The organism is Sphingomonas soli NBRC 100801, from assembly GCF_001591025.1.
In the GTDB taxonomy this organism is placed as follows: Bacteria; Pseudomonadota; Alphaproteobacteria; order Sphingomonadales; family Sphingomonadaceae; genus Sphingomonas; species Sphingomonas soli.
Genome location: NZ_BCTZ01000015.1, coordinates 1 through 14028, shown reverse-complemented (window position 1 = coordinate 14028; position 14028 = coordinate 1). Strand labels below are relative to the sequence as shown.

Here is a 14028-nt window from a genome sequence, read left to right as displayed (position 1 = left end):
ACCCCCGCGTTACAGCTTTATGACAGTTTGCGGGCCGGCAGCAGGATGGTGACCGTGGTGCCCGTGCCGACCACGCTGGCAATGTCGAGCCGCCCGCGATGCCGCTCGACAATGTGGCGGACGATCGACAATCCGAGCCCGGTGCCACCCACCGCATGGCTCCGGCCGGCATCCACGCGGTAGAAGCGCTCGGTCAGCCTGGGGAGGTGCTGGGGAGCAATGCCGTCGCCCTTATCGGCGACGCTCAGCCGCGTCATTTCGCCCTCGGGCGCCAGCGTAACCGCCACGGGCGTGCCGCTGCGGCCATATTTCAGCGCGTTGCCGATCACATTATGGAGCAGCTGCGAAAGCTGCGCGCGATCGCCGCGGACGGGGGTGGTGGGAGCGATCTCGACGCGCAGGTCGCGAGCGCGCTCGCCGCCCTCCTCGCCCAGCACGCCGCATACCTCGCGCACCAGTGCGCCCAGATCGACAGCCTCATTGGGCGCGCGGAATTTCTCCGCCTCGATCCTGCTCAGCGAGATCAGATCATCGATCAGCCGCTGCATCCGCTGCGCTTCCCCATGCATGATCTTCAGGAAGCGTTCGCGCGTTTCGGCATCCTCGCCCGCCCCATCGCGCAGCGTTTCGATGAAGCCCAGCAGCGAAGCCAGCGGGGTGCGCAGTTCGTGGCTGGCATTGGCGACGAAATCGACGCGCATCTTCTCTGCGGCGTGGCTGCCGGTGCGGTCTATCAGGTGAACGAGGCGCTGGTCCCCGTCCAGCGGATGGACGTGCATCTCCCAGCGCTGGTCGCGCGTGCCCAGTCCCACAAGGTGGATTGGCCCGGCCTCCTTCTCGTCATCGGCCATCAGCCGCTGCGCCGCCGCCGGATGCCGGATCGCGACGCGGACATCTTCATCCAGAATATGCGCGCCCAGCAGCGTGCGGGCCGCTTCGTTGGCGGCGGAGACGCGGTTGCGCTCGATCAGCAGCACGGGTTCGCTGATCCCTTCGAGCACCGCCGCGACTGTCGGCGTCGTATCCGGGGCGGGGGTGGGGGAAAGCACCAGGGGTTCGGGTTTGCGCGCCGCAAGCAAAGCTGCGGCAACCGCGCCGATCAATACGATCAGCACGATCTGCGGCTGGCCGCCCAGCAGACCTGCCGCGATCGCGGTCGCCACGGCGATCGCGAGTGCGGCCAGTATATGGGGGTTGGCGATCCGCTGCATCGCCCGGCTCCCTAGCGTGATCTTCCACAATTTACGATTGCGAAAGGGCGGCGGGCGCAAGACAAGAGGGCTATGAGCGACGACAACGCATCCGGGCCCAAGGCCAGCCGCCGCGCATTGATGCTCGGAGCCGCCAGCGTATCCGCGATCGTATCGATCCGGCCGGCACTCGCCCAGACCAGCGCCTCGGTGCTCCAATGCGAGATTCCGGTGCCCGATCCGGGCCGAGCGGGCAGCTTCATTGCGCCTGATGGCAGCATCGTTCCGTCGGGAACGCCGGGTGCCTTCCCGGCAGGCGGCACCTACAAGGCCGAGGATGTGAAGCGCGCGCTGAACGGCGGCACGCTTCCGGGCGTCGATTACGAACGCAGCCGGGCCTACACCAATTATATCCGCCGCCTTCAATCGGGGACGAGCGGCTTCACCTGCTTCGCATCGCTGCAAATGCCGCGCGGCTGAGGCTGCGTGCAGGCTCAGCCGCTTATGGCCAGATATCGCGCCGCATCGCTGGCGACCCTCCGCATCGTGCCCACCGACGCGCTCACCCTGATCTATCATCGCGCGTCGGGGATCACGCACATCGTCGATGCACCCGTCCCGGAGATATTGGAGGCATTGGCCGAGCCGCTCAGCGCCGATGCCCTGCTGGCGAAGCTCGCGGCGCAATATGACCTGCTGGATGCCGATGCGTTGGCGCTCGCCGTCCGGCTCGATGAGCTTGCGGCCGCCGGTCTGGTCGAGCGTCTGTGAAGCACGTCACCAGCCTCCGCATCGGGCCGGTCGGCTTCCGTATCGGCAGCGCTTGGCGCGCGCCGATAGACGCGCTGGATGATCTCTACCGCGATTACCCAAGGCCGGTGATCCCGGACTTCAACGTTCACCTCTTCGCTGCGCGGCCGTGGCGCCGCTATCTCCGTCCCTCGGTTCATATCGGCGGCGATTTCGTCATTCCCGACGCAGCCCCCCTTCCACTCGCCCAGGCCCTGCTGGCCGCCGAAATGGGGATGAACCTCCAGATGGCGCTCGGCCAGCGCGGCTATCTGCTGCTCCATGCCTCCGGCGTCGAGCGCGACGGGCGCGCAGTGCTGATGACCGGCATTTCGGGCGCGGGGAAGTCGACACTGGCTGCGTTGCTGATGGCGCGCGGCTGGCGGTTCATGGGCGATGAGTTCATCCTCATCGATCCGGCCACCGGCATGGCGCATGCCTTTCCGCGCCTGATCAGCCTCAAGAACGAAGCCATCCCGGTGGTCGAGGCGCTTTTGCCCCACGCCCGTTTCGGCCCGCGCCTCACCGGCACGCCCAAGGGCACGTTGCGCCACGTCGTACCCGATGCCCCGGCGATCGCGGCGATGGCCGAGCCGGCTGCCCCCGCGCTGATCCTGTTCCCGCGCTTCGGTTTCGATCCCGCCGAGCGGCCGGTGCCGCCCAGCGAAGCCTTTGTCCGTCTCACCCAGGCATCGACCAACTATGTCACGCTTGCGGAGCGCGGCTTCGAGGCGCTCACCGATCTGGTGGCGCGGGCGCCGGCGATCGCGATCGACTATCCGGATACTGCGACCGGCATCGAGATGGTGGAGCGTCTCGCATGAACCCGGCCTGGTTGCTCGCGCGCACACTGCGCGATCCCGCATCCGCGGGGAAGCTCGGTCCAGGCGAATGGACCGCCTTGTTCGCCGTCGCCCGCGCCGAACAAATGATCGGCACGCTCGCCATGCGCATCCAGGGCCTGCCGATGCCGGAGGATGCCCGACGGGTCGTCCGCGATGCTATCGCTTCCGCCGAACAGGGCCGGACTGCGGCGCTGTGGGAAGCCGAAATGGCGCGGAGAGCGCTGGGCGATATCCCATTCGTGCTGCTCAAGGGGACCGCATTCGCCGCAGCGGGGCTGGAGGCGGGCCGGGGCCGTTCCATTGGCGATCTGGACATTCTCGTCGCGCGCGACCTGATCGAAGAGGCGGAGACGCGCTTGCTCGCCGCAGGGTGGGAATGGGTGAAGCCCGATCCCTATGACGATCAATATTACCGGCGCTGGATGCATGAGCTGCCTCCGCTGATTCACCGCGAGCGCGATCGCATGATCGACGTGCATCATACGATCTTGCCGCTTACCGCGCGGATCACGCCCGATCCCCGGGCGATCCTGGACGCTGCCTGGCCGCTTGCCAACGGACTGCGGCATCCCAGCCCGAACGACATGCTCTGCCACGCCGCGGCGCATCTGTTCGCCGATGGCGATCTTGCCGGCGGGATGCGCAACCTGTGGGACGTCAGGTGCCTGGTCGAGCAGTTCGGCACCGAAGGGCTGGAGGCCCGGGCGGAGCATCATGGCCTGGCCGGCGAGATGACCCGCGCGATCCGTCTGGTCCAGGCGCTCTATGGCCCGGAGCCCCTGGCGGGCAGCGCGGGAGGGTGGGGCGACCGCCTGTACCTCCGACGCCTCACCGCGCGCGATGGCTGGGGACGCCCGACGCGCAAGCTCACCCGGCTTGCCTTCTATATCCGCTCGCACTGGCTGCGGATGCCGCCCGCGATGCTGGTTCGGCATCTCTGGACCAAATGGCGCAAAGCGCATTCTCCGGGATGACGAAGCGGACCGGGAGCAAGTCGTCGCGCCCCTGCTCTAATCGAGCGCGGGGATATTTTCTTTCGCCCCGGCATCGCTATGGAATTGGCAAGATTATCAGCGTAACCGCCGCCCGAGAGGGGCCACCATGACGCAAGCTATTGCCGCACTCATCCTTGCTGCCGGCAAGGGCACGCGAATGAAATCCGATACCCACAAAGTGCTCCATCCGATCGCGGGGCTGCCGATGCTGCTGCATCTGATCCGGAGCTTCGATGCTGCCGGCGCGAGCGAGCGCGTCGTGGTGGTGGGTTCCCTGCGCGAGCAGGTGGAGGCTGCCGTCGCCCCTCTCGGCGTGCGCACGGTGGTTCAGGAGCAACAGCTTGGCACCGCGCATGCCGCGCTGCAGGCCAAGGCGGCGCTTTCCGGATTCGACGGCGTCGTCATAATCTGCTTCGGGGACGTGCCGTTCCTGCGGACGGAAACGGTCAATCGGATGGTAGAGCGGCTGGACCAGCCGGACCAGCCCAGGATCGTGGTGCTCGGCTTCCGACCTCAGGACCCCGCCACTTATGGCAGGATCGTCGCCGACAGCGACACGCGAATCCTGGCGATGATCGAATATAAGGACGCGACCCCGGCCCAGCGCGCCGAGCGTCTGTGCAATTCGGGTGTAATGGCGGTCCGCGCGCGCGATCTTTGGCCGTTGCTGGAGCGGGTCGGCAACGAGAATGCTGCGGGCGAATACTACCTTCCCGACATCGTCATGCTGGCGTTGAAGGACATGGAGCGCTCGGTCGTGATCGAGGCTCCCGAGGCCGAAGTGCTGGGCATCAACAGCCGGGCAGAGCTGGCGGCTGCCGAACAGGTCTGGCAGCGGGCGCGCCGTGCGCAGGCGATGGCCGAGGGTGCGACGCTGATCGCGCCGGAGACGGTGTGGTTCGCTTATGACACGAAGATCGGCCGCGACGTACTGATCGAGCCGAACGTCTTTTTCGGCCCCGGTGTCGAAATTCAGGATCAGGTGCAGATCTACGCCTTCAGCCATATCGAAGGCGCAACCGTGATGCGCGGCGCGAAGGTCGGACCCTATGCCCGTCTGCGCACCGGCGCGGTGTTGGAGCAGGGATCGAAGGTCGGCAATTTCGTCGAGATGAAGAAGGCTGTGCTGGGTCCCGGCGCCAAGGCCAATCACCTGACATATCTGGGCGATGCCAAGGTGGGGGCGGGGGCCAATATCGGCGCGGGCACGATCACCTGCAACTATGACGGCTTCTTCAAATATGGCACCGAGATCGGCCATGGCGCTTTCATCGGATCGAACAGCGCTCTGGTGGCGCCCGTGAAGATCGGCGATGGCGCGATCATCGCTGCCGGATCGGTCGTGACCAGGGACGTCGAAGCGAGCGCGCTGGGTATTACGCGCGCCACGCAGCAAGTGAAGCCGGGTTGGGCGCACCGCTTTCGCGAGACGATGACCGCGCGGAAAAAGGACAGGAAGTGATGCGTGGACTGTTTCTGATTGCGGCATTGGGGCTCGCACAGCCTGCGTTCGGACAGGCGGCGCCGGCAATGGACCCGGCCAAGGCCGTCGCGGCTGCGCTCGCGGCTAATGGCGGGGAGGTGCAGGGCGTATTTGAAATGACCGTGGCTTCCAGCGCGGGATCGGGATTCAATTACTATCTGAACTCTGAGAAGGATTATCGCAGTGACGCCAATCTGGCGATCGTGATCGTGCCCGAGGTGCGAAATGAGATCGTTGCGAAATCCAAGGCCGAGCCGAATGCGGTGTTTCAGGGAAAGCGCATCCGCGTCACGGGCGTGGTCCGGCGCGTGGCGGTCGGGTCGCATTTCCAGACGCGCATTACCCCGCAGCACGCCTCACAAATTGAGATTATCGGCTGATCAGCCGGATTGAAGGACGACATAGTTTATGTGCGGAATCGTAGGAATCGTCGGTACCAGTGACGTAGCCCAGCGCCTGTTCGACGGGCTCAAGCGGCTCGAATATCGCGGCTATGATTCCGCCGGCATCGCCACGCTGAACGGTGGCGAGATCGACCGCCGCCGCGCCAAGGGCAAGCTCGCCAATCTGGGCGAGCGGCTGGCCGAGAACCCTTTGCCCGGCCTTATCGGTATCGCGCACACGCGCTGGGCGACGCACGGAGCGCCCACCGAGGATAATGCGCATCCGCATATCGTGGGCGACGTCACCATCGTCCACAACGGCATCATCGAGAATTTCAAGCCGCTGCGCGACGAGCTGATCGCCGAGGGGCGCGAGTTCAACAGCCAGACCGACACCGAAGTCGTCGCCCATCTGGTCGATCGCGAGCTCAAGTCGGGCAAGTCGCCGCGCGATGCCGTGGCCAGCGTGCTGCCGCGCCTGCATGGGGCCTTCGCTGTTGCGTTCCTGTTCCGCAGCCAGCCCGACATACTGATCTGCGCCCGGCTCGGCGCGCCGCTCACGGTCGGCTATGGCGATGGTGAGAATTACCTGGGGTCCGACGCGCATGCGCTGGCGCCGCTCACCCAGCGCATCGCCTATCTGGAAGAAGGCGACTGGGCGGTCGTGACGCGCGAGTCGGTCGAGGTGTTCGATCGCGACAACAAGCCCGTCGAGCGCCCCATCGTCCAGTCGGGCGCCACCGCGGAAGTGATCGACAAGGGCAATCACGCGCATTTCATGCTCAAGGAAATCTATGAGCAGCCCGTGGTCGTTGCGCAGACGCTGCAATCCTATATCCGGCCCGTCGAGCAGATGGTCGCCATGCCCAACATGGATTTCGACCTGTCGAGGATCGAGCGGGTCGCGATCGTCGCCTGCGGCACGGCTTCCTATGTGGGCATGATCGGCAAATATTGGATCGAGCGTTTTGCCCGCGTGCCGGTCGAAGTCGATGTGGCGTCGGAGTTCCGGTACCGCGATCCCGTGCTGCTGCCGCACACGCTGGGCGTAGTCGTCAGCCAGTCGGGCGAGACGGCGGATACGCTGGCGGCGCTGCGCCATATGAAGGCGAACGGCGTCACCACCGCCGGCATCATCAACGTGCCGACCAGCTCGATGGCGCGCGAAGTCGATCTGCTGCTCTCCACCCATGCCGGGCCCGAGATCGGCGTCGCTTCGACCAAGGCATTCACCTGCCAGCTTTCGGTAATGGCTGCGCTGGCGGTCAACCTTGCCCGGGCCAAGGGGCTGTTGCCGCCCAGTGAGGAGCGCGAGATCGTCCGCCATCTGATCGAGGCACCCGCCGCGATCAATGCGGCGCTTGCACGGGATGAGGGCATCGCAGCGATGGCGCATACGATCGCCGAGGCGCGCGACGTGCTCTATCTTGGCCGCGGACCCGATTATCCGCTCGCGCTGGAGGGCGCGCTGAAGCTCAAGGAAATCAGCTATATCCACGCCGAAGGCTATGCATCGGGCGAGATGAAGCACGGGCCGATCGCGCTGATCGACGATAGCGTGCCGCTCATCGTGCTCGCGCCATCAGGGCCGCTGTTCGACAAGACGGTATCAAACATGCAGGAGGCCAAGGCGCGCGGGGCGCGCGTCGTCCTGATCTCCGATGCCGAAGGGCTGGCCCAGGCGGGTGACGATGCGGTCGCCACGATCGAGATGCCGAGCGTGCACCCTCTGATCGCGCCGCTCGTCTATGCCGTGCCGGTGCAGTTGCTCGCCTATCACGTCGCGGTTGCCAAAGGCACGGACGTGGATCAGCCGCGCAATCTCGCCAAGTCGGTGACGGTGGAATAGCGTCAGGGCCGCCAGACCATCGCCGCATGGGTGCCGGCGAGGTCGCCCGCATCGGCAAAGCCCAGGCGCAGGTAAAGCGCATGAGCGCGTGGATTGTTGTAGGCGACGCTAAGGCGCAACCCGTCCGCCCCTGCCTCGCGCGCCGCGCGTTGCAGCCATCCGATCAACGCGCCCCCCACGCCGTGACCTCGCGCTTCGGCGGCAAGCAGGATGTCGATCAGCGCCCATTCGCGTCCGCTCCGGTCGAAATAGATGCGGCCTGCCGGTTTGCCTTCCTGCAAGATCAGCCGGAAATCGCCCTGACGGTGCGTTCGCACGAAATGATTGTGCTGGAGCGCGAACTGTTCGTCGAGAAAGGCCCGCTTCCGCTCTGGCGGCCACGGCGCGAAAAGCAGCTCTGGCATACGCGCCGCATGATGGAGCGCGACAAGCATGGGCAGGTCGGCTTGGCGTGCCCCGGGCAGCTCGATGCCGGATAGGCCTTCCGGCAGGATCGGCAATGCCCTTGGCCCAGGGAAGCGCGCCAGCTCTCCCGGCTTCACGGCCATCTCGCACCCTTTTGCACCGAAACGGCCTGTATCGGCTTTTCGCGCCGTGGCGCACGCGGCAGGATGATCGGGTCGCAGGGGCGGTTGGCCGCTCCGCACGAGGGGGGAAGGAAAGACATGGGCCTGCTCACACCGGAAAGTTTCGAACCCTGGCTGGGGCGCAAGGTTCGGGTCGCCACGCTGCCGGAGCCGGTGGAGATTACGCTGGCGCGGATCACCCGGCACAGCCCCCTTCGCGGCATCGACGTGCGTGAGCCCTTCTCGCTGTTCTTCGAAGCGCCCTTCGAAGCCTATCTGATCGACGCGACCTACAGTCTTGATTGCGGACGGGGCGGCCCGCACGAGATCCTGCTCACCCAATTGCAGCCGCGCGACGGCCACCGCGTCTATGAGGCCGTTTTTTCCTGATCGCCGGTTCAATACGAAACCGGCTCCGGCGCTTTCGCGGGGGAGCCGGCATATTCGTCTGTCGCTGCGCTCAGCCCCGCGGCGGATAAATTCCCGAAAGCGCGATGTTGGTTTGCACCGCGACATAGGGGTTCATGACCGAGAAGGGCAGGTTGTTGCCCGTGACGCCCACCGCGACGGAACCTTGCGGCGTGAAGTTGCCGCCGGTGATATTGACGCCGCCCAGATTGACCGCCGTGCCCGCCGTCTCCGCCGGGACATAGATCTTCACCTGACTGGGGCCGGCATTGGCGCAATTCGCGAGCAATGAGCCCTCGGCCGGGATATTGGTCTGCGTCGTCGTTCCGGAGAGCGCCTGGATCGAGCCTGTCGCGCTGGTGCTGCCCTGCAGCCCGGTGAACGTCGCGATATGGTTGTGCGCCGGCATATTGGCGATGGTGAGCGTCTCGCTTTCGGTGCCGGCGGTCTGGCCCCAGACATAGGTGTGGCCACTGGCGGTGCTCTGACCGAGGCCCACAAAGCTGCGGCCCGCAGCGTTGGGCAGGCCGAAAGTGGTCGTGCCATTTCCGCCGAAGGTTGTTCCAATCAAGGCAAACAGCGCCTGGTTCTGGTTCACGCCAATAATCTGGCCGTTGCATGAAGACCATCCCGCGGGCGCATAACTGAATCCGACCTGCATGATCTGGCCGATATAAGGATCTGACATCGTCTACCCCCGTATTATGCTGCGGGCGGCACAGCGGATTACCGGCCGGTCTCCGAAAGCTGAATTTTTAGATACGGCATCGGGGAACTAAACAAGCAGGGTATTGGTCCGTTGTGGCGCATATTTTGGTACTATTTGAACAGAACATATGCGCGGTCATGCAGAAGGTCGCCGCCTAGTGTTTCTTACAATTGGCGGAGCAAGGAGCGTATCGGCCAAAGCCTTTTGCCTGAAAAGACACGATTTCTTCGCCAGGATTTACCGTTAGTTAGTGCGGGTTGCCCAAATCTCTGTACCGCTATAGATTGTTTACGCCTGTTTTCCGGGCGTGGGGGGTTATCGTGGGACTTTGGGGCTTGGGGAAGGCGCGTGCGCTGTGTGTCCGCATCGGGGCATGGGCGTCTGGCGCGGAGCGCATCAATGCTGGATCGAAGCCAGCTGGGCGCACCCGCCGGGTCACGCGAATCCTGCCGCGATTGGGACGTCTGCTTGCGGCCGCCGCTCTGCTCGGTACCCCCGCCAGCGCCTGGGCAGTGTCTGCCGGCTGCATCGCTATCAACAGTCTGGGCGGCACCTACACCGTGGGGCCCAGCGGGGCTGGAACCGACACGTACACGGATCCTGTTACGCAGCCCTTGGCCAATGGCGAAGTCATAACCTACTCCTGGTCAGGGAATACCAAGGGTGCTTATGTCTTCATCTCCCATGTTCAGGGCGGCGTGCAATGGGCACCCGACGGGGTGCTCAGCTCGACCGCAGTGAGCGGCTCGGGCTCCTTCACTATCTCGGGCGCGGGCCCCGATGATTACTTCTCGGCCTCGCTGCAAGAATCGCACTATTCCAGCGGAGCGACCAACATTGGCGCTCGCAACAGCAGCGTGACCATAAATCTTAGCTGCTCCGCTCCTACACCGACGCTCGGCCTTTCCCTTTCCTATACCGGCACTCCAGCGCAGGGCGGGACCTTTACGTTGAAGCCGACGGTCAGCAACACGGGTGCCGGCGCGACCTCATCCAACATAACGGTCAGTGGGGTCCTGCCGACCGGCCTGAGCCTCGTGGGCACCAGCGGCACAAACTGGAATTGCGGGGCTTCTAGCGGCACCAGCGTGGTCTGCACCTTTAGCGGGACGATCGCGAGTTCGGCGAGCAACACCGACCTCAGCATAACGGTGTCGGTAGCGACGAATTCGAGTCTCGAGCGGAGCGTGACGATGGCTGCGGTCGGTGGCGGGGCGTCCAATACGCCAAGTTCCACCGCCAATATCGTCATGGTGCCGACCGTCACGGGCATCTCTCCAAGTACCGGTCCAAGCACAGGCGGCACGCCGGTCACGATCACGGGAACCAACTTCTCCGGAACGAGCGGTGCGGGCGGGGTCAAGTTCGGTACGGTCAATGCGTCGAGCTACACCGTCATCAGCCGTACGCAGATCAATGCGACTTCGCCCGCGAACAGCGCCGGCATCCATGATGTGCGGGTTACCAATGGCAGCCAGACCAGCGCGATAAGCGCCGACGACAAATTCACCTATACCGCGACGCCGCCGACGCTGGGCGTCACGATGACGCACACAGGCAACGCCGTTCGCGCCCAGACGCTGACCTACACCATCACGCCCAGTGCGACTGTCGCGAACACTTCGGGCACGCTTACGGCGACCTGGAATCTTCCCTTCGGCCTGTCGTATGTTAGTGCGACGGGCATCGGCTGGACCTGTTCGTCGACAAGCTGCACGTCGCCCGACGTCATTAACGCGGGTTCGAGCGGTAATCCGATCTCGCTGACCGTGTCTGTGCTCGCAACGGTGGCAAACGATCTCGATTCCAATCCGGGCGTGACGCTCTCGGGCGGCGGCGCATCAAGCTCAGCCACGGCGAGTGACCCCACTACCGTCTGGTCGCAGGGGCCCACCGCATCCGTCGCGGTGGGAAGCAGCCCCATCGCCAACGGAGGGCAAAGCCTTGTCACGGTGACGCTGACCAATCCGAACTTGGTCTTCCTTGGCGTCTCCAACACGATCTCATTGCCCGCCAATCTGGTGGTGGGTTCGACTGCCGGCACGAACGGTTGCGGTGGAACGCTGAGCGCGACCCCCGGGTCGGGCACGGTTGCCATCACGACTGTAATAGCTGCTGGCCCCTGCACCTACAGCTTCAACGTCACGTCCAGTGTCAAGGGCACGTACGCTGTGCCATCCGGCACTCCCGTCGGCACGGATGCCACCACGGGAACGGGCGGTACGTCCGCGTCGCTGGTGGTCAACGCGTCGACCAACGCCAATCTGTCGGGACTTTCGCTTTCGACGGGTACGCTGGTTCCCGCCGGGGTCAATTTGTACACGGCTTCGGTCGCGAACAGTGTCTCGTCGCTCACCGTCAGGCCTACGGCCGCGCATTCCGGCGCCGTCATACAGGTGAACGGCGTTGCGGTCGCATCCGGCTCGTTCTCTGGTCCAATAGCGCTGGGAGTGGGCACGACCACCATCAGCGTCATCGTCGTTGCGGAAGACGAAACGACGGTCCGCGTCACTGGAATCACCGTCACGCGCGCGGCATCGGCCGTCGCGACGCTTTCGAACCTCACCCTTTCGCAGGGCACGCTGACGCCTGTGTTCGCCAGCGGCACGACCACCTATACGGCCTCGGTCGCCAACGCGGTGTCTGCGCTGACCGTGACCCCGACGGTGACCGACGCGACCGCTACCGTCCAGGTGAATGGTACGACGGTTACATCGGGTTCGGCTTCGGGCTCGATCCCGCTTTCGGTTGGCGCGAACGTGATCACGACCATTGTGACAGCGCAGGATGGTACGACGACCGGCATTTATACGGTGACCGTAAACCGCGCGATTGCGGCACCGGTTACTCCCAGCTTCACGCACGGATCAGTCGTCGCCTATAATGACGGCAGCAACGTGCCTTACGGCTTCAATCTCTCGTCTCTGGTCACGGGGGGGGCGCCGACCGCCTATGCGGTGGGCTCGGCGACGACGGCAAACGGCGGATCCGTCAGCGTCGACAGCACCGGACAGATCATTTACACGCCGCCGACCGGATTCCGCGGCAACGACAGCTTCACCTACACCGCCAGCAACGTAAGCGGAACGTCCACACCGGGCACCGTCACCATGGCGGTCGGCAATCCTAGCTTTGCGGCTAGTCTCACCGGCTCCGGAACGCGGGGCACGGCGCTGTCGGGCGTTTCGCTGACGATCTCCGGTGGCCGATCCACCTATAGCTGCCTCCCCACTCCGGTCTCTGGAGCACTGCCTGCCGGCACCGCGCTCAATGCCAACTGCACGATCAGCGGTACGCCGACAGCTTCGGGCACCTTCTCCTTCGTCCCGATGGTCACCGACAGTTCCACTGGCACCGGCCCCTATACTGCGGCTGCCACTTCGGTGAGCTTGACGATCACCGCACCGACGCTGGTGATGAGCCCGGCAGCCGGCGCACTGCCCGGTGCCACTTTCGGCACGGTCTATAGCCAGGTACTCACCACGAGCGGCGGCACTGCGCCCTACACCTACGCGCTTACCGGGGGCGGGATGCCGAGCAGCACCAGCCTGACGCCCGCCGGCGTGCTCAGCGGCACGCCCAGCGAGGCCGGAACCTATACTTTCACCGTGACGGCGACCGACGCGTCCAGCGGCGGCAGCGGCGGGCCATATACGGTTGCGAACGCCTATACGATCATTGTCGCCAAGCGCGCGCAGACGATCACCTTTGGTCCTCTCGGAAACGCATCGCTCTCCGCCTCGCCGCTGACGCTGTCGGCGACCGCGTCTTCGGGGCTGGCGGTCAGCTTCGACTCGACCACGACGAGCGTCTGCACGGTTTCGGGCACCACGGTCACGCTGCTCCAGACCGGCACCTGCTCGATCACCGCGAGCCAGGCGGGCGACAGCAACTGGAACGCTGCGACCAATGTCCCGCAGAGCTTCACGGTCACGCCGGCCCTGTTGGCGATCGCTCGCAACGCGCCGACCGGTACGACGGTGGGTGCCAGCTACACCCAGACCAACCCTGCGTCGGGCGGGGTTGCACCTTACACCTATTCGCTGGCGGCAGGCGCGTTTGCACCGGGCACCACGCTCAATACAAGCACCGGCACGGTCTCGGGTACTCCCACCGTTGCGGGAACGTTCAGCTACATCGTCCGCGTGACCGACAGCCAGGGTACCCCGGCGACTGCAGACACAACGGTCACCACGACGACGATCGCCAGGGGCGCGCAGACGATAACGTTCGGTCCTCTGGCGAACGCATCGCTCTCGGCCTCGCCGTTGACCCTGTCGGCGACCACATCTTCGGGCCTGAGCGTGAGCTTTGCCTCGACCACGGCCAGCGTCTGCACGGTCTCGGGCACCACGGTCACGCTGCTCCAGACCGGCACCTGCTCGATCACCGCGAGCCAGGCGGGCGACAGCAACTGGAACGCCGCAACCAATGTGCCGCAGAGCTTCACGGTCACTCCGCTCACGCTGACGATCGCCACCAACGCGCCGACCGGCACGTCCGTGGGTGCCAGCTACACCCAGACCAACCCCGCCTCGGGCGGCGTCGCGCCCTACACCTATGCACTGGATGCAGGCGCTGTCCCGACCGGCACCACGCTCGATGTCGCGACCGGCACCGTCTCAGGTACGCCCTCTTTCGCGGGCACGTACAATTACCGCATCCGCGTGGCCGACAGCCAGGGCACGCCGGTAACTGCGACCGGCACGATCACCACGGCGGTGATCGCAAGGGGTGCGCAGACGATCACGTTCGGCGGTTTGGCGAACGCATCGCTCTCGGCCTCGCCGCTGACGCTGTCGGCGACCACA

General features: G+C 65.2%; 12 protein-coding genes. 9 read left to right on the top strand and 3 right to left on the bottom strand.

Annotated features, from left to right (window positions below; translation table 11 throughout):
• Positions 1–17 precede the first annotated feature (17 nt).
• Positions 18–1211, bottom strand: coding sequence for an ATP-binding protein (locus tag SSO01S_RS11620; RefSeq protein ID WP_066798870.1), 1194 nt, complete (start codon positions 1209–1211; stop codon positions 18–20).
• A gap of 72 nt (positions 1212–1283) precedes the next feature.
• Here SSO01S_RS11620 and SSO01S_RS11615 point away from each other — a divergent pair, with 72 nt between their 5' ends.
• The 7 genes from SSO01S_RS11615 to glmS all read left to right on the top strand — a co-directional run bounded on the left by SSO01S_RS11615 (position 1284) and on the right by glmS (position 7534).
• A complete protein-coding gene (locus SSO01S_RS11615) occupies positions 1284–1670 on the top strand; it encodes a hypothetical protein (RefSeq protein ID WP_066798869.1) in 387 nt (128 codons plus the stop codon).
• A 24-nt stretch (positions 1671–1694) separates the two neighbouring features.
• Positions 1695–1961 carry an HPr-rel-A system PqqD family peptide chaperone gene (locus tag SSO01S_RS11610; RefSeq protein WP_066799177.1) on the top strand — a complete coding sequence of 89 codons (267 nt, stop codon included), beginning with the start codon at positions 1695–1697 and terminating at the stop codon, positions 1959–1961.
• Positions 1958–2803 (top strand): HprK-related kinase A, encoded by an 846-nt coding sequence (locus tag SSO01S_RS11605; protein ID WP_066798868.1) that lies wholly within the window; start codon positions 1958–1960, stop codon positions 2801–2803. Before SSO01S_RS11610 ends, SSO01S_RS11605 begins: the two co-directional genes overlap by 4 nt.
• Positions 2800–3798 carry a nucleotidyltransferase domain-containing protein gene (locus SSO01S_RS11600; RefSeq protein WP_066798867.1) on the top strand — a complete coding sequence of 333 codons (999 nt, stop codon included), beginning with the start codon at positions 2800–2802 and terminating at the stop codon, positions 3796–3798. The genes SSO01S_RS11605 and SSO01S_RS11600 overlap by 4 nt, the downstream gene beginning before the upstream one ends.
• A 127-nt stretch (positions 3799–3925) precedes the next feature.
• On the top strand, positions 3926–5281 hold the full coding sequence (gene glmU, locus SSO01S_RS11595; RefSeq protein ID WP_066798866.1) for a bifunctional UDP-N-acetylglucosamine diphosphorylase/glucosamine-1-phosphate N-acetyltransferase GlmU: 1356 nt from the start codon (positions 3926–3928) through the stop codon (positions 5279–5281).
• A complete protein-coding gene (locus SSO01S_RS11590; protein ID WP_157073757.1) occupies positions 5227–5682 on the top strand; it encodes a hypothetical protein in 456 nt (151 codons plus the stop codon). The genes glmU and SSO01S_RS11590 overlap by 55 nt, the downstream gene beginning before the upstream one ends.
• A 28-nt stretch (positions 5683–5710) precedes the next feature.
• A complete protein-coding gene (gene glmS / locus SSO01S_RS11585; RefSeq protein WP_066798864.1) occupies positions 5711–7534 on the top strand; it encodes a glutamine--fructose-6-phosphate transaminase (isomerizing) in 1824 nt (607 codons plus the stop codon).
• Between the two features lie 2 nt (positions 7535–7536).
• Here glmS and SSO01S_RS11580 read toward each other — a convergent pair whose 3' ends face one another.
• Positions 7537–8082, bottom strand: coding sequence for a GNAT family N-acetyltransferase (locus SSO01S_RS11580; RefSeq protein ID WP_083942990.1), 546 nt, complete (start codon positions 8080–8082; stop codon positions 7537–7539).
• A 117-nt stretch (positions 8083–8199) separates the two neighbouring features.
• Here SSO01S_RS11580 and SSO01S_RS11575 point away from each other — a divergent pair, with 117 nt between their 5' ends.
• The gene (locus SSO01S_RS11575; protein WP_066798861.1) at positions 8200–8490 is read left to right on the top strand and encodes a DUF6916 family protein; all 291 of its coding nucleotides are present in this window, start codon (positions 8200–8202) and stop codon (positions 8488–8490) included.
• Between the two features lie 70 nt (positions 8491–8560).
• On the opposite strand, the gene SSO01S_RS11570 is transcribed toward SSO01S_RS11575, so the two are convergent.
• Positions 8561–9196: a phage tail protein gene (locus SSO01S_RS11570; protein WP_066798860.1), complete on the bottom strand. Its 636-nt coding sequence runs from the start codon at positions 9194–9196 to the stop codon at positions 8561–8563.
• Between the two features lie 476 nt (positions 9197–9672).
• Here SSO01S_RS11570 and SSO01S_RS11560 point away from each other — a divergent pair.
• Positions 9673–14028: beta strand repeat-containing protein (locus tag SSO01S_RS11560; protein ID WP_174520785.1), on the top strand; the 4356-nt coding region annotated here is incomplete at its 3' end.